The organism is Mesorhizobium sp. WSM4312 (genome assembly GCF_002294875.1).
GTDB lineage: Bacteria > Pseudomonadota > Alphaproteobacteria > Rhizobiales > Rhizobiaceae > Mesorhizobium.
Genome location: NZ_NSFU01000009.1, coordinates 223161 through 239013, shown reverse-complemented (window position 1 = coordinate 239013; position 15853 = coordinate 223161). Strand labels below are relative to the sequence as shown.

General features: G+C 65.4%; 17 protein-coding genes and 1 tRNA gene. 12 read left to right on the top strand and 6 right to left on the bottom strand.

Features of this window, described 5'->3' with window-relative positions:
• The first annotated feature begins 105 nt into the window (after positions 1 to 105).
• From mepA to CK228_RS17105, 10 genes are all read left to right on the top strand, one after another.
• A complete protein-coding gene (gene mepA, locus CK228_RS17150; RefSeq protein WP_095788611.1) occupies positions 106 to 1191 on the top strand; it encodes a penicillin-insensitive murein endopeptidase in 1086 nt (361 codons plus the stop codon).
• A gap of 187 nt (positions 1192 to 1378) precedes the next feature.
• Positions 1379 to 2404 (top strand): glucokinase, encoded by a 1026-nt coding sequence (locus CK228_RS17145; RefSeq protein WP_095773391.1) that lies wholly within the window; start codon positions 1379 to 1381, stop codon positions 2402 to 2404.
• A 134-nt stretch (positions 2405 to 2538) separates the two neighbouring features.
• A complete protein-coding gene (locus tag CK228_RS17140; protein ID WP_095788610.1) occupies positions 2539 to 4398 on the top strand; it encodes an ABC transporter ATP-binding protein in 1860 nt (619 codons plus the stop codon).
• Positions 4395 to 5216: a 4-hydroxy-tetrahydrodipicolinate reductase gene (dapB, locus tag CK228_RS17135; protein ID WP_095773389.1), complete on the top strand. Its 822-nt coding sequence runs from the start codon at positions 4395 to 4397 to the stop codon at positions 5214 to 5216. The genes CK228_RS17140 and dapB overlap by 4 nt, the downstream gene beginning before the upstream one ends.
• 41 nt (positions 5217 to 5257) lie before the next feature.
• On the top strand, positions 5258 to 5878 hold the full coding sequence (locus tag CK228_RS17130; RefSeq protein WP_095773388.1) for a 2,3-bisphosphoglycerate-dependent phosphoglycerate mutase: 621 nt from the start codon (positions 5258 to 5260) through the stop codon (positions 5876 to 5878).
• A 140-nt stretch (positions 5879 to 6018) separates the two neighbouring features.
• Positions 6019 to 6103 (top strand) — tRNA-Leu (locus CK228_RS17125).
• A gap of 291 nt (positions 6104 to 6394) precedes the next feature.
• Positions 6395 to 6937, top strand: coding sequence for a cytochrome b (locus CK228_RS17120; RefSeq protein WP_095773387.1), 543 nt, complete (start codon positions 6395 to 6397; stop codon positions 6935 to 6937).
• A 117-nt stretch (positions 6938 to 7054) separates the two neighbouring features.
• Positions 7055 to 7372 carry a hypothetical protein gene (locus CK228_RS17115; RefSeq protein ID WP_245318145.1) on the top strand — a complete coding sequence of 106 codons (318 nt, stop codon included), beginning with the start codon at positions 7055 to 7057 and terminating at the stop codon, positions 7370 to 7372.
• Positions 7372 to 8037: a response regulator transcription factor gene (locus CK228_RS17110; protein WP_095788609.1), complete on the top strand. Its 666-nt coding sequence runs from the start codon at positions 7372 to 7374 to the stop codon at positions 8035 to 8037. The genes CK228_RS17115 and CK228_RS17110 overlap by 1 nt, the downstream gene beginning before the upstream one ends.
• Positions 8037 to 9380 (top strand): HAMP domain-containing sensor histidine kinase, encoded by a 1344-nt coding sequence (locus CK228_RS17105; RefSeq protein ID WP_095788608.1) that lies wholly within the window; start codon positions 8037 to 8039, stop codon positions 9378 to 9380. Before CK228_RS17110 ends, CK228_RS17105 begins: the two co-directional genes overlap by 1 nt.
• Before the next feature lie 7 nt (positions 9381 to 9387).
• On the opposite strand, the gene CK228_RS17100 is transcribed toward CK228_RS17105, so the two are convergent.
• Genes CK228_RS17100 through CK228_RS17090 form a run of 3 tightly spaced genes read right to left on the bottom strand, consistent with a single transcriptional unit; the run spans position 9388 to position 12479 of the window.
• A complete protein-coding gene (locus CK228_RS17100; RefSeq protein ID WP_095788607.1) occupies positions 9388 to 10899 on the bottom strand; it encodes an RnfABCDGE type electron transport complex subunit D in 1512 nt (503 codons plus the stop codon).
• Positions 10896 to 11618 carry an FAD:protein FMN transferase gene (locus tag CK228_RS17095; protein ID WP_245438052.1) on the bottom strand — a complete coding sequence of 241 codons (723 nt, stop codon included), beginning with the start codon at positions 11616 to 11618 and terminating at the stop codon, positions 10896 to 10898. Before CK228_RS17095 ends, CK228_RS17100 begins: the two co-directional genes overlap by 4 nt.
• Before the next feature lie 24 nt (positions 11619 to 11642).
• A complete protein-coding gene (locus CK228_RS17090; RefSeq protein WP_095788605.1) occupies positions 11643 to 12479 on the bottom strand; it encodes an FMN-binding protein in 837 nt (278 codons plus the stop codon).
• Between the two features lie 233 nt (positions 12480 to 12712).
• On the opposite strand from CK228_RS17090, the gene CK228_RS17085 reads away from it, so the two are divergent.
• Positions 12713 to 14395: a cyclic nucleotide-binding domain-containing thioredoxin-disulfide reductase gene (locus CK228_RS17085; RefSeq protein WP_095773380.1), complete on the top strand. Its 1683-nt coding sequence runs from the start codon at positions 12713 to 12715 to the stop codon at positions 14393 to 14395.
• 57 nt (positions 14396 to 14452) lie between these two features.
• Complete coding sequence (locus CK228_RS17080; RefSeq protein WP_095773379.1) at positions 14453 to 14761, top strand: UBP-type zinc finger domain-containing protein; 309 nt, start codon at positions 14453 to 14455, stop codon at positions 14759 to 14761.
• Positions 14762 to 14855: 94 nt separating this feature from the next.
• Here the strand turns inward: CK228_RS17080 and CK228_RS17075 are convergent, their stop codons facing one another.
• The 3 genes from CK228_RS17075 to CK228_RS36320 form a co-directional block, all read right to left on the bottom strand.
• A complete protein-coding gene (locus CK228_RS17075) occupies positions 14856 to 15233 on the bottom strand; it encodes a YkvA family protein (RefSeq protein WP_095788604.1) in 378 nt (125 codons plus the stop codon).
• Between the two features lie 124 nt (positions 15234 to 15357).
• On the bottom strand, positions 15358 to 15537 hold the full coding sequence (locus CK228_RS17070) for a hypothetical protein (protein WP_179295948.1): 180 nt from the start codon (positions 15535 to 15537) through the stop codon (positions 15358 to 15360).
• A 96-nt stretch (positions 15538 to 15633) separates the two neighbouring features.
• Entirely contained in the window at positions 15634 to 15759 is a 126-nt protein-coding gene (locus CK228_RS36320; RefSeq protein ID WP_280951026.1) for a hypothetical protein, read from the bottom strand.
• Positions 15760 to 15853: the final 94 nt, after the last annotated feature.

Genomic DNA, 15853 nt, shown 5'->3' with positions numbered 1-15853 from the left:
CGTGAAACGGTTTTTCCTCAGGAATTGCGCCAAGGGTTAGGGCGATCGAAGCAGGCTGCGTTGCGTGCTATGATTCGGCCTTGGGATGCGGTGGGATCCGGTTTCATGAAGACAGCGTCACGGCCGGTTGTGGCCAAGAAATCACTGCTGGCGGCAGCACTTGGCCTGTTCGTTCTGGCCGCGCAGCCCGCGGCGGCCGAGGAACGGGCAAAAGACCTGTTCGGCGCCGAAAAATTGCCGACCGCGACCACCCCGCAATCCTTCGGCTTCTACTCCAAGGGCTGCTTCGCCGGTGGTGTCGCCATCCCCATGGACGGCCCGACCTGGCAGGTCATGCGGCCCTCGCGCAACCGCCGCTGGGGCCACCCGGCAATGATCGCGCTGATCGAGAAACTGTCGCGCGACGCCGCCGCCGACGGCTGGCCGGGCCTTCTGATCGGAGACATTTCGCAGCCGCGCGGCGGCCCCATGATGACAGGCCATGCCTCGCACCAGATCGGGCTCGATGCCGACATCTGGCTGACACCAATGCCTGACCGCGCCATGACCAGGGCGCAGCGCGAATCGATGAGCGCCACCTTGATGGTCGACGAGAAGACACATCTGGTGAAGGACGCGCTGTGGACGCCGCAGCACACCGCGCTTCTGAAGCGGGCGGCGAGCTACCCCGAGGTGGAACGCATCCTGGTCAATCCGGGGATCAAGAAAAAGCTCTGCGACACCGTCAAGGGCGACCGCGGCTGGCTGCGCAAGATCCGGCCGTTCTGGGGCCACGACTATCATTTCCATATGCGCATCGGCTGCCAGCCGGGCTCGCCCGACTGCAAGGCGCAGGAGGCGACGCCGGATGATGACGGCTGCGGCAAGCCGCTGGCCTGGTGGTTCACCGAAGAACCCTGGCGGCCGAACAAGAACCCGGATGCGCCGAAGGCCCGCGACGTGATGACGATGGCCAACCTCCCCAAGGAATGCCGCGCCGTGCTCGACGCGCCGAGCCCGGTGTCGGCCGAGGCGGCGACCTATCATGGCGGCGCCGTGCCGGTCGCGGTCGCCGCACCCGAACCGGAGGTGCCATCGCAGCCTGCCGTCGCGGCCGGTGGCAGCGGCGATTTGCCAGGCGCGGCAAATGCTTTCGCCGCGACGCCCAGGATGGGCGCGCCGGTGCCACGGCCACGGCCGCCCGCGAACTGATTGCCTCCACGCCACCGGCCGGCTCAATCGGTTTAGCCAGCCGTTTTCGGGAAATAGTGGCCGTTTGGCCGCAGAACCCCTCTCCGTGCGCGGACGGGTTCGAAAACCGTTTCCCTTTTCAAACTCATGCGCTAGTCAACGGAGGAACGGCGAGACGCCGTCAGGGGCGCCGGAGACGGACGAGAGCATGCCAAGCGTGAGCGATACCGACACGTCGTTGCGGTTTCCGATCCTGATCGGCGACATTGGCGGCACCAATGCGCGCTTTTCGATCGTGCTTGACGCCAATTCCGAGCCGACCGAGCCGCAGATCGTCCAGACCGCCAATTTCAACACGATCGACGAGGCAATCCAGGCGGCGGTGCTCGACCGCTCGTCGGTCCGCCCCAATTCGGCGGTGCTGGCGGTGGCCGGCCCGGTCGACGGCGACGAGATCGAGCTCACCAATTGCCCGTGGGTCGTCAAGCCGAGGCAGATGTTCGCCAATGTCGGCTTGAGCGACATCGTCGTGCTCAACGATTTCGAGGCGCAGGCGCTGGCCGTCGTGGCGCTCGGCGAAGAGCATATGGAAAAGATCGGCGGCGGCACGCCTGAGCCCAATGCCGGCCGCGTCGTGCTCGGGCCTGGAACCGGTCTCGGCGTCGCCGGGCTGGTCTATGCGCTACACCACTGGATCCCGGTGCCCGGCGAGGGCGGCCATATGGACATCGGCCCGCGCACGCCGCGCGATTTCGAGGTGTTTCCGCATATAGAGAAGCTCGAGGGCCGCATTTCCGGCGAACAGATCTTGTGCGGGCGCGGCCTCGTCAACGTCTACCGGGCTGTCGCCAAGGCGGACGGCAAGCCGGCGCCTTTCACCACGCCGGCCGAGATCACCGGCGCGGCGCTGGCCAAGACCGATCCGGTGGCGCAGGAAGCGCTGGAGACCTTCGTCACCTGCCTTGGGCGCACCGCCGGCGATCTTGCCCTGGTGTTCATGAGCCGTGGCGGCGTGTTTTTGACCGGCGGCATCGCGCAGAAGATCGTGCCGGCGCTGAAGGAGGGCAATTTCCGTGCCGCCTTCGAGGACAAGGCGCCGCACAGCGCGCTGATGCGCACCATGCCCGTCTATGTCATCACCCATCCGCTGGCCGCCCTTCTCGGCCTTGCCGCCTATGCCAGGAACCCGTCGCTGTTCGGCGTCCAGACGGCCGGCCGGCGCTGGCAGGCCTGAACCCCAGCGCGAATCGTCGGGGCGCCCGCGACGAAGTTAATCAGCCGCGGGCATAGGCAAGCCGGCCGCATGGCGCTAAGAGGAGTGCCGAATTGCAGCCCGGTCCCAGGCGAAAAACCCACGAAGCTCCCGATTTGACACTTCAAGCTCCAAACAAGCAGAAAGCCAGCGTTGGCGAAGTCAACGCCGTGCTGCGCCGCATCCTCTCCGAAAACGGCCGCGATCATCGCTGGTCCTATGTCGTCGCCGTCTCCTGCATGCTGCTGGTGTCGGGCACGACCGCCTTCACGGCCTGGATCATGAGCCCGATCGTCAACCAGATCTTCTACGAACGGCGCGGCGACCTGGTCGTGTGGATTTGCGCCGGGATCATGGGGGCCTTCCTGGTGCGCGGCTTCGCCGGCTACGGCCAGGCGGTGGCGCTGGCCACGATCGGCAACAATCTGGTGGCGCGCTACCAGAAACGCATCTTCGACCATCTGATGAAGCTCGGCGTCGGCTTCTTCAACGATACGCGCTCCGGCCGGCTGGCGGCGCAGGTCAACGAGAATGTCGGCGGCATCCGTGACCTCTTGTCGATCACGCTGACATCCATCACCCGCGACGCGGTGACCCTGGTCGGCCTTGTCGGCATCATGATCTACCAGGATCCGGTTCTATCGCTGAGTTCGCTGCTGATCGGACCGCCGCTGATCTGGGCGGTCGTCCACCTGACGCGTCGGGTGCGGCGTATCACGCGGGAATCCGTGCTGATCAATTCCCGGCTGATCGGCGCTGTCCAGGAAGCCACGCAAGGCATCGCCATCGTCAAGGCCTTCACCATGGAGGAACAGCTGGCGGCCCGCATCGGCGCCTTGGCCGACACGGCCGAACAGCGGTCGAACAAGATCGCCCGCGTCTCGGAGCGGCTGGCGCCGATTTCCGACATGCTGGCCGGCCTCGCCGTCACCTCCGTCATCGCCTATTCCGGCTACCGGGCACTCGTTCTCGGCCAGCCGCCGGGCGCGGTGTTTTCCTTCATCACCGCGCTGATCCTGGCCTACGATCCGGCACGGCGCCTGGCGCGCATGCAGGTCGGCATGGAGCGCGCGCTGGTCAATGCCCGCATGATCTACGAACTGCTCGACCTCGAGCCGCAACAGGGCGACGCGCCGGATGCCGTCGAGGCACACTTCACGTCGGGTGAAGTGCGCTTCAACAACGTGTCCTTCCGCTATGTCGAGGAGACGCCGGTGCTGCAGGAGCTGAGCTTCGTCGCCGCCGCCGGCAAGATGACCGCCATTGTCGGCGCCTCGGGCGCTGGCAAGACGACGCTGGTGGCGCTACTGCAGCGTTTCTACGACGTCGAGTCCGGCACTATCGAGGTCGATGGCCAGGACATTTCCAAGGTGACCAAACAGTCGCTGCGCGGCTCGATCGCCTATGTCTCGCAGTCGCCCTATCTGTTCGAAGGCACGATCCGCGACAACATCCGCTATGGCCGCATCTCGGCCACCGACGCCGAGATCGAGCGCGCGGCAAGCCAGGCAGCGGCCGACGAGTTCATCCGCCAGCAGCCGCAAGGCTACGACACGCCGGTCGGCGAGAACGGGGCGACGCTGTCCGGCGGCCAGCGCCAGCGCGTCTCGATCGCCCGCGCCATCGTGCGCCAGGCGCCGATCCTGCTGCTCGACGAGGCGACCTCGGCGCTCGACAACGAGGCGGAGGCCCGCGTCCAGGAAGCGCTGACCCATGTCATGGAAGGACGCACCACCATCGTCATCGCCCACCGCCTGTCGACGGTGGTCAATGCCGACCACATCGTCGTCATGGAACAGGGCCGGGTGGTCGAGGAAGGCACGCATGCCGCGCTGATGGCAGATCCGCACAGTGTCTATGCACGGTTCCACAGGGTGCAGGGCAAGAAGGGTCTGGGGCTTGTCGATGACAGCAAGCCGATCCAAACTCCGGTCCGGGCCACGCGTGCGAAAAAGACGGCGGTGAGGAGCACATGAACGATCAAGGCGATATGGGCCTTGTGGTGGTGGGGGCAGCCGGCCGCATGGGCCAGACGCTGATCCGCGCCATCCACACCATTCCGGGCGCCCGCGTCATCGGCGCGGTCGAGCGCGCGGATTCGCCCCATCTCGGCAAGGATGCCGGCGAGCTCGCAGGCATAGGCATCATCAACGTGCCGATCGGCGATGATCCGCTGCCGGTTTTCGCCAAGGCCGACGGCGTGCTCGACTTCACCACGCCGGGCTCATCCGTCGAATTCGCCGGCTACGCGGCGCAGGCGCGCATCGTCCACGTCATCGGCACCACCGGCTGTTCGGCCGACGACAATGCGAGGATCGCGGCCGCGGCGCGCCACGCGACGATCGTCAAGTCGGGCAATATGAGCCTCGGCGTCAATCTCCTGGCGGTGCTGGTCGAACAGGCGGCACGCGCGCTCGACGCCGACGATTTCGACATCGAGATTTTGGAAATGCACCACAAGCACAAGGTCGACGCGCCTTCGGGCACGGCATTGCTGCTCGGCGAGGCCGCCGCCGCCGGGCGCGGCATTGCGCTCGCCGGCAATGACGTGCGTTCACGCGACGGCCATACGGGCGTGCGAAAGAGCGGGTCCATCGGCTTCGCCACGCTGCGCGGCGGCTCGGTGGTCGGCGACCACAGCGTCATCCTCGCCGGCACCGGCGAGCGCATCACGCTGTCCCACCATGCCGAGGACCGCGCCATCTTCGCGCGCGGCGCCGTCAAGGCGGCGCTGTGGGCCCGTGGCAAGAAGCCAGGACTCTATTCGATGCGGGACGTGCTCGGCCTGAGCTGAAGCGGCCAATCTGCCAATTTTGCCAATCTGAAGGAGCAAACATGTCGAGAACCCTCGTGCTCGTGCGCCATGGCCAGAGCGAATGGAATTTGAAAAACCTGTTCACCGGCTGGCGTGACGTCGACCTGACCGAGCAGGGTCACGCCGAGGCCAAGGCCGCCGGGCAAAAACTCAAGGCGCGCGGCATGAAGTTCGACATCGCTTTCACCTCGGCGCTGAGCCGGGCGCAAAAGACCTGCCAGCATATTCTCGACGCCGTTGGCCAGAGCGATCTCAAGACCATCCGCGACCAGGCGCTCAACGAGCGCGACTATGGCGACCTTTCCGGCCTCAACAAGGACGATGCCCGCAAGAAATGGGGCGAGGAGCAGGTGCATGTCTGGCGCCGCTCCTACGACGTGCCGCCGCCAGGCGGCGAAAGCCTGAAGGACACCGGCGCCCGAGTCTGGCCTTACTATTTGCACGACCTGCAGCCGCACGTGCTGCGCGGCGGCACGGTGCTGGTCGCCGCGCACGGCAACTCGCTGCGCGCGCTGATCATGGCGCTGGACGGCAAGTCTGGCGAGGAGATCGTCAAGCTGGAACTCGGCACCGGCGTGCCGGTCATCTACCAGCTGAACGCCGATTCGACCGTGGCGTCGAAGGAAGTGCTGGAGGGCTGAGGCTTGCTGAGCCGGCAAGCGGAAGTCCAGCCTCGGCTGGAACATGGCGCTTTGCCAAAGCTGTGTTTCCAGCTTTCGGCGGCATGGTCCAAAAAGCGCGTTGACAGCAATCGCTTGCCCGCTTACATGAGCCCGCACCAGCCCAGATGGCGGAATTGGTAGACGCGCACGGTTCAGGTCCGTGTTCCGCAAGGAGTGGAGGTTCGAGTCCTCTTCTGGGCACCAAATTCCCGTTTCGAACTATTCGATGGTTCAGAGACCCAAAGAAAAAGCCCGGTTCGTCCGGGCTTTTTCTTTGTCCGGCATATCGGCGTTGTCCGGTGCCCGACTGTCAGCGAACTGACAGGTTCCTCCAGCCAATGTCCCGCCAGGTCGCGATCGCCAAGCCCGGTTCCACAACCGCTCTCGTCGGGCCAACCGTCACGGCCCCCTCGATTGCCGTCGAAGGGACCGACCCGACAAAGCTTTGACATGATCGCGGCTAGTTTAGAAACATTCAAAATTGGACAGCCTTGCATGAACCCTACCTACACAAGCGCACAGAAGGCCATTCATTGGGCCGTGTTTCTGCTGGTTATCGGCCTTTACGGCCTGACTTATGTCGCGGATATCTTTCCACGCAACGACCCCGGCCGGGCACTCGTCTGGTGGTTCCACATCTCGTTCGGGATGCTGCTGTTGGCGCTGGTCGTCATCCGCATTGGCCTGCGCCTGATCTTGGGAACCCCGGGGCTGCCGCGGGACATGTCGGAGCTGGAACGATGGGTGGCCAAGGTCGCGCATCTCGTGCTTTACGGGCTGCTTGTCGCCATTCCGGTTCTTGGCATCCTGGTGACCTGGTACAGGGGCGACGCCTTGAGTTTCTTCGGCCTCTTCACCATCCCGGCTCCGGTCTCCGCGGACAGCGCCACGGCCCGAACCATAAGGGAATTGCACAGCCTCTGCGCCAATCTGATCCTGATCGTTGCCGGTCTGCACGCGGCGGCTGCGCTCTGGCATCACTATATCCGCGGGGACGACGTGCTCAAGCGTATGCTGCCGGGGACAACTGGCCCCTGATTGCAAGGCAACGTCGGCGGGCGATGCCCTTTGCCGTGTTTGCGGACCAGGAGACAAGGCCAGGTGACGAGCCGGATTGAAACACAAGGTCTGCTGCATGGCCCTCGGATGAAACCGATGCTGAAACATCTGGCGACGGCGAGCCTGGTCGGGCTTGTCCTGCTTCGACCGGTCCACGCCCGCGCGGACGAGGATGACGATGGCGATCACGACCGGGCGCGGGACCTTTACGAGCGTGGCGAAATAAAGGGCCTGGCCAATATCCTTGGCGTGGTTCACGCCGATGCACCCGGCGACATCGTGGCCGTCGATTTCATCCGGATCGGCGACCGCTGGGTCTATCGCTTCCAGGTCGTCGCCCCTGACGGACGCCGCAGGATCGTTGATGTCGATGCCGGCGCCGGCGTGCTGATGCGCGGCAGGGGCGGTGACTGATGAAGATACTGCTTGCCGAAGACGAGCCGCGCATCGCCAGCGACATCGCGGCGGTGCTCAAGGCCGCGGGGATGGCCGTCGATACCGTGCGCGACGGAGAGGCCGCCTGGTTCGCGGGCGACGTCGAGAATTACGACGCGGCGATCCTCGATCTCGGATTGCCGAAACTCGATGGCCTGACCGTGCTGAAGCGCTGGCGGGCCAACATGCGCCGCTTTCCCGTCCTGATCCTGACGGCACGGGGCCTCTGGACCGAGCGCGTCGAAGGCATCAATGCGGGCGCCGACGACTATCTGCCCAAGCCGTTCGAAATGGACGAGCTGCTGGCGCGGCTGCGCGCGATCCTTCGCCGTTCGACAGGCCAGGCGGCGCCGGTGCTGAAATCCGGACCGCTGCTTCTCGACACGCGCCAGATGCGCATTTCGCTGCGCGGCGTTGCCGTCGCATTGTCGCCGCTGGAATACCGGCTGATGGCGTTCCTGATGCATCATGCCGGGCGCGTGGTGGCGCCGACCGAACTCGCCGAGCATCTCTACGATTCCGGCAATGATCGCGATCCGAACACAATCGAGGTCATTGTCGCGCGCCTGCGCCGCAAGCTCGGCAACGACGTCATCGAGACTCGGCGCGGGTTCGGATATTTCGTCCCCGACGAGCCGTCCTGATGGGCAATTCGATCCGCTTCAGGCTCTGGTCGGCGGCCACCATTTCGATTCTCGTCGCCCTGGCCATTGCCGGGGTCGGGCTGCGCTATCTGTTCGAGCTGAATGTCGAGAGGCGTATCGTCGGCGAACTGACCGCCGATCTCAATGAACTGATCGGCGCGACCAGCTTCGCGGCCAACGGCCAGCTTTCGGTCGCGCCGGACCTGACGGACCCTCGCTTCACCAATCCATTGTCGGGTCATTACTGGCAGGTGGAAGACCTGGCCAGCCATGGTCTGGTTCGCTCGCGTTCGTTGTGGGACGCAACGCTTGCGTTGCCCGACCAGGGCGCGAGCGGCGAACTGAGAACGATCGAGGAACTCAAGGGACCTGGCGGCGAACTCACCGTGGCCGTCGTGCGCACCATAACCGATGCCGACGGCCGGTCGTTTCGCGCCATCGTGGCGGAAGATCATGGCAGCGTCACAGTGTCGGTGCGCGAATATGTACGCGATCTCGTCCCGGCGCTCCTCCTGCTCGCCGCCGCCCTCATGGTGGCCTTTTTCGTCCAGATCACCGTTGGCCTCGCGCCACTGGAAAGCCTGCGGGACGCCGTCCGGAACGTGATCGCGCAGCGGACGGCACGACTGGACGTGGCGGCGCCGAGCGAGGTGCAGCCGCTCGCCGACGAAATCAACCGCCTCCTCGATGCGCAGGAGAAGGCCCTTGCACGCGCCCGGTCGCGCGCCACCGACCTGGCGCATGGCCTCAAGACGCCACTGCAGGTGCTGTCGGCCGACATCCGGGCCCTGCGCGGCAAGGGCGAGACCGAGCTGGCCGACGAGATCGAGAAGAGCGCTGGAGCGATCCGACGTCATGTCGAGCGCGAACTCGCGCGCGCCCGTCTGGCGCCCGGCGTTTCCGGCAAGGCATCGTGCCGCGTCAGGGAAGCCGCGGCCGGCGTCATCGCCGTCATCAAGCGCACGCCGGGCGGCAAGCAGCTCTCGTTCCGGATCGACGTCGCGGAGGATTTCACCGCGCCGGTAGACGAGGGCGACCTTTCGGAAATCCTCGGCAATCTGGTGGAGAACGCGGCGCGCTTCGCAAGATCCTCGGTCCGGGTCAAGGCGTGGGCAGCCGGCAGCGAGGTGTCCATCGCCGTCGCCGACGACGGCCCGGGCATCCCCGACGCGGACCGGGAATCCGCCCTGTCACGCGGGGTGCAGTTGGACAGCAAGGGCGGCAGCAGCGGGCTGGGCCTGGCCATCGTCGCGGACATTGTCGAAGCCTATGGCGGACGGCTGACGATGAGCAACGCCGACCCCGGCCTGGTCGTGACCATCACCCTGCCCCGGCAAGGTTGATCGACGCTCAGGCAAAGCCGGGGAAATAGTCGACCTTTATCTTCGAGCGGCGAACACCCATGCCCAGCAGCGTGTCGCGCAGCGCTTTGACCATGGCCTGGGGGCCGGAAATGTAGAAGGTCCGCTCCAGATAGTCGGGGATGGCCAGGCGCACCAGGCGCGCGTCGATATAGCCTGGATACTGGCCCCGCTCGGCCCCCCGGGCCACGGCAAGCACCGTCCTTATGCCCAGTTCCCGTCTCGCCGCGCCGAGCACATCGCGATAGGCGATGTCCTGCTGGGTCTCGGCCCCGTAGAGGACGACGATCGGCCGCCTTTCACGGCTGTCGATGAGATATTGCAGCATCGAGCGGAATGGCGTGATGCCGATGCCGCCGGCCAGGAAGGCAACCTTGGTTTGGCGATTGGCCGGCAATGTGAAGTCGCCGGCCAGTTGGGAGGCGTGGATCGTGCTCCCCGGCTTCATTGTGCCCAGCATTTGCTTGAAGGCGCTCGATTGCGGGTAGAACTTGACCCCGAGCCGTATGGATTGCTCCGTGGGCGCCGACGCCACCGTGAAATAGCGGCGGTTGCCGCGACTGTCCGATCGGTCGAGCCCAAGTGTCCATTCCAGATACTGTCCAGCCTGGAAGGCAAGCTTTCGCGGTGACCTGAAGATGAAATCATAGCTGTCGACCGCCGATTGCTCGATGCGCTCGAGCGTCAACACGAAGCGTCCCCTTGGGCTCACCGCGTAGGCAAACAGATTGCCGGTCAGAAGCGCCAGTTCCGGCGTGAAATAGAACGAGCCGACATGGATGTTTGGCGCGAACAGGAAGCCGACGATGGCGGCGAAGGCGATGCGCGGCCACCGTGTGGTCGGCGCGGTCAGCGGCTCGGTCAGCATCACGAAGGCGAAGAACAGCAGCGGCGACGAGCCCAGCGTCTCCGTCAGCGCGGCGGCGTACTGCGACGGCTCGGTGGTTGCCAGGATTGTCGTCAGCGCGACGACACCGAAGGTGGCGACCAGATCGAGCCGGCGCAGCTTGCGCACCATGAGGAGGCCGCCGACAAGCACGACGGGAAGCAATGGCAGATTGCCGCCGACCCACCAGCTGGCCGGCTGGTCGAGCAGCAGCGCGGTCAGCGCCACGCCCAGCGCTGCGGGATTGAACAGGTGTTTCCCGCCGATGGCGAGGATGAACTTGGATGAAATCGCCCAGACGCAGGCGAACACCACCGCGCATATCCCCTTGAGGTCCGTGGCGGCCACCGGATCGAGGATGAGCGCCAGGATGAGGGCGGTGATGTAGACGGACTCGGTGTTGGCCGGAACCTTGAAGACGGCCGCAAAAACCCTGTTGGTGACCCAGCAGGCGGCCAGCATCAGCCCCGTCGTGAAGGAGAGCATGACCGGATCATGCGGCACCAGCTTGAGGAAGCCGAGCACGACGGCCGTGCCCAGCAGGGCGATCAGGTAATAGAGGACCAGCCGGTACATGGTCTGATGGTCGAGAAGCCGGTCGATGGTCTTGATCATGGCAGGCAAAAAGCTCCGAAGCCGCTCGTCGGCGTGGCCCGACGGTTGCTGTCGACGACGTAGCCTTCGAGGCCAGGCGCCTGTTCGAGGAAGAGAATGCCCCGCCGGCCCATGGCGAAGGCGGCGGTGGCGAAACGGTCGGCCTCGAACACATCCGAGCCGATGACGGTCAGGCTGACGATTTCGGTGATGGGATCGCCGGCCCCGAGCGGATTGTAGATGTGCTGCCCGCGCACATAGGTGCCGGAGGTGGCGACGCCGTGTCCTCGCGGATAGACGATCTTGATGACCTCTTCGGCATTGAAGGGATTGCGGATGCCGACGCTCCAGTCGAGACCCGAAGCATTTCGGCCGCAGGACTGGATGTCGCCGCCCGCCTCGATGAAGAAATCGCCGACGCCGGCCCGGCGAACGATCCCGGCGGCATTGCGGATGGCCCAGCCCTTGACGATGCCGGACGGGTCCAGCGATCCGTCTGGCTTGCGGATGTCGAAATACCCGTCCGTCTGGTTTTTCGTCTGTGCGGCAAGCGCCATCACTTCCGTCATTTCGGCGCTCCAGTCGCGGATCGGAAGATCACCCCGGTTGATGGTCGAAATCTCGCTGTCGGTCCGGTAGGTGCTGAAGCGGCGGTCGATGTGCTCGAAATAATCGAAGACCGTGTCGACAAGTGTGGAGCCCGAGACACCGGCGATGTCGACGGTGATGGGCATGCCCATCAAGATCCTCGTATCGCGCATGGATCAGGACGATGCCTTCTTCAAGGCGCCGCCAAGCGACTGGATGAAGGCCTTGCTGGTCAGCGTGGCGCCCGAAATGATGTCGACATCGGCGCTCTGCGCACGGATCGCCTCGTCACGCAGCATCGGCAGCGCCTGCCTGTTGATGCTGATCGAGGTGCGGCGGTCATTCGGGTATTTCAGCACCTTGAGCGCCGTGAGGCGGCCGCCCTGGATCGAAGCCTGAATCTGGATGAGGCCGTAATAGGCATCGGCGGCAGGACCGGTGTAGGTACCGTCGGCAAAGCCGTGCCCCGCCGGCTTGGTGCCCGGGCTTACAGCCAGCTTCATGGCGGCCTTGAAGACCCGGGCGTGTGCTTGCGGATAATCCGGTCTCGGCTGGGGAATCGGGATATAGACGGCCGGGGTTATGGTGAAGGACGCCGTCCGCGGCGCGGCATCGGCGACAGTTTGAGCTGACGCCTGTTCTGGCTGGGCTGCGGGCGCTTGAGAAAGCCGAGGAGGGCCGGCTGAGAGCGGCGGCTTGGTCGCCTGCTGCTGCCTTGGCGCGGGCGCGGAGATCGCGGCGGTGGTTTCGCCGCCGACCGATGTCGGCGTGGTCGCGGGAGGATCGAGCCGCGCACTCTGCTGGCGGATCCCGGGCGATGGCGGTGGAGGCGCTGGAGTGGGATCAGTTTGAACGGGGCTGGCCGGAGCAGGGGGCTGCGCCACACTGTCCTCGGCGGCATTGGCGGAACCCGCCGTGTCGATCATGTCGCCGGCAGGACCCTTGCCTGCCTGGTCCCAGACATAGGCGCCCGAAGACGCGATCACGAAAAGCGACAGGGCAATCTGTTTCATTGGCTCGTTTCACCTTCAATCCCGTGCCGGCGAATCGACTTCGCGGCAATTCGGAAACAATGTCTCACGATCCAGCTGACAATTGGCTGTCAGGCGCGGACACCGTCGACAGCACCGATCCTTGAACCTCCAGTCGCACGAATGGGACGACGGCCGTCAACCAAACCTGCCCTCGCGGCTAGGCGCCGAACAAACCACTTCAAACCGGGTCGCGGCTTCGCTACGCTTGCGGCATGTCTCAATCCAGCACTGCAATCTTCGGCGCCCGGCGCGACCAGGCATTTCCCACGCTGAGCGAGGCGGACATCGACCACATGCGCCGTTTCGGCGAGGCCAGCGCCTATGCGGCCGGCGAGCACATCATCAAGGCTGGCGATGTCGCGCCCGGCCTGATCGTCGTTCTGTCGGGCAAGGTTGATATCATCCAGGATGGTCTTGGCCGGCGCGAGACGATCGTCAGCCATGGCCCGGGCAGTTTCGTCGGCGAGCTGGCGCAGCTTTCGGCCCGTCCCTCATTGGTCAATGCCGAGGCCGCCGAGCCGGTCGAGGCCTTCGTCATTCCCTCGCGGCGGGTGCGCGACCTGATGGTGCAGGAGGCCAATCTCGGCGAGCGCATCATGCGGGCGCTGATCCTGCGCCGCGTCGGGCTCCTGGAAAGCGCCACCAGCGGGCCGATCATCATCGGACCGCTCGGCAACGTCGACGTGCTGCGGCTGCAGGGCTTCCTGGCCCGCAGCGGCCAGCCGCACCGCGTGCTCGATTCCGGCAGCGATCCGTGCGCCAAAACCCTGGTCGAGCGTTTCGATGTCGATCCGCACCATTTGCCCGTCGTGTTGTGCCCGAACGGCAGGCTGCTGATGAATCCGAGCGAGAAAGACCTCGCCCGCTGCATCGGCCTGCTGCGGCCGATCGATGCCGATACGCTGTATGATGTCGCCATTGTCGGCGCCGGGCCGGCGGGGCTGGCGGCGGCGGTCTATGCGGCCTCCGAAGGGCTGTCGACCATCGTGCTCGATTGCCGGGCCTTCGGCGGGCAGGCTGGCGCCTCCTCGCGCATCGAGAACTATCTCGGCTTCCCCACCGGCATCACCGGCATGGCGCTGATGGCGCGCGCCTACAACCAGGCGCAGAAATTCGGCGTCGAAATGGTGATTCCCGACGAAGCGAAGCTTTTGAGCGCGGCGACCGACAATTCGGGCGCCGGCTACCTGCTCGATGTCGGCGACGGCGAAACGGTGCGCACGCGCAGCGTGGTGATCGCCAGCGGCGCGCGCTATCGCCGCCTCGACGTCGCCAATTTGTCGCAGTTCGAGGGCACGTCCGTGCACTATTGGGCCTCGCCGATCGAAGGCCGGCTTTGCGCCGGGCAGGAGGTCGCGCTGGTCGGCGCCGGCAATTCGGCCGGGCAGGCGGCGGTCTATCTGGCCAGCCATGCGCGCAAGGTGGCGCTGCTGGCGCGCGGCGGCAGCCTCGATGCCTCGATGTCGCGTTACCTGGTCGAGCGCATCAAGGCGCAGCCGAACATCGAGGTGCTGACCGAGACCGAAATCGAGGCGCTGGAGGGCGAGGAGGGAAATCTTGCCACTGTCCGCTGGCGCAACCGCGTCAGCGGCGAAGAGACGACACGCCCGATCCGCCACCTTTTCCTGTTCATCGGCGCCGACCCGAACACCGACTGGCTGGCGCAATGCAATGTGGCGCTGGATGCCAAGGGCTTCATCCGCACCGGATCGGAACTCGGACCGCAACATGGCCTGATGGAAACCAGCCGCAGCGGCGTATTTGCCATCGGCGATGTGCGTTGCGGCTCGGTCAAGCGCGTCGCGGCCGCCGTCGGCGAGGGCGCCCAGGTGGTCGCCGCCTTGCATGCCTATCTCGCGCGGGACGGCAGCCCGCCGTCACGCCTCAAAGCATGATCCCGAAAAGTCGGTTTTCGGAAAAGCTTCAACGAAGAGATAGTTCAGGAGAGAGTGATGGCGGACGAATGCAGGCATGCGGCCGGGATCAAGGATGTGACGCCGAGCGCGCTCGGCTGCGAAGAATGCCTGAAGAGCGGCTCGTGGTGGGTGCATCTGCGGCTCTGCCGCACCTGCGGCCATGTCGGCTGCTGCGACGACTCGCCCAACCGCCACGCAACCAAACATTTTCACGCCACCAGCCATCCCGTCATCGAGGGCTACGATCCGCCGGAAGGCTGGGGCTGGTGCTATGTCGACGAGGTCTTTCTCGACCTTGGCGACCGCACGACGCCGCAGAACGGTCCGATCCCGCGCTTTTATTGAGGCGCCGTGCCACGCAGCCGGGCCGGGCGCTGCTCAAGGACGCGTTCGCGAACGCGATCGGGCTGTTTCCAGGCGACGGGACTCGGCTTCAGGATCAGCCTACGAAGTACCGATACCCCAGCCGTCCCGCCAGCGCCACCGAAGCAACCCAGATACAGGCGATGATCAGCGCCGCGCCGCGGCTCACCGGCCTGTCGACGGCAAGGGCGGCGGCCTGCCTGTGTTCTGCCATGACCTCGGGCGGTATCATCTTGACCACGGCAAGGATGCCCAAGGGGACCAGGATCGCATCGTCGAGGTAGCCAACCACAGGGATGAAATCGGGAATCAGGTCGATTGGCGACAAGGCGTAGCCAGCGACGCACACGGCAAGCGCCTTGGCATACCACGGCGTTCGCGGATCGCGCGCGGCAAGGTAGAGCGCATGCACGTCGCGCTTGATCGCCCGGGCCCATTCGCTCAATGTTGCCATTGGATGACCTTAGCGCCAAAGGATGACGCACCCAAGAGCGCACGCTGAGCGCCTGGCAGGATGGTTGGCGGCCCTCGACATGCACGGCCGTCCAACACCGGTTCGCGGCCGGCTGTTGTGCCGCCTATCGCACCGACCCGGTGACCGTGCGGTCTACATCGGGAACGGATCTGCGTTCGTTGCCGGCAAGCGCGGCTATGAGCAGCAGGCTGGCCACCACCGGAACGAACAGGACGGCGACACGAGCCTGTATATGAAGAATGGCGCGCCATTCGTTGCTGCGCTTGTCGGGGCTGTCGCTCATCATACTCACTTTGCCATGGACCCCCCGAGGGGTCACATAGAGGCGAACTGTTAAGCAACTCCTTCCGACTTCGTTAACGGGGCTGCAAGCGCGAAATCAGCTGAGCCCGATGCGCCTTGCGCCTTGCCGGAACAGCGCCTCGGCGTCCGGATCGAAGCGGAACGTGCCGATGAAATCGTCGGCGCGGTAGTCCGGCAATGTCTTTGCGGATCGCGGCGGCAAAGCCGCGCGCCTCGTCGAGCCGGCCGGCCAGCGCGGCTGGGCGGCAGATCGCGGCGGAAGGTCCTTCCGTGAAATAGTTCCAAAAGCCAGCGAC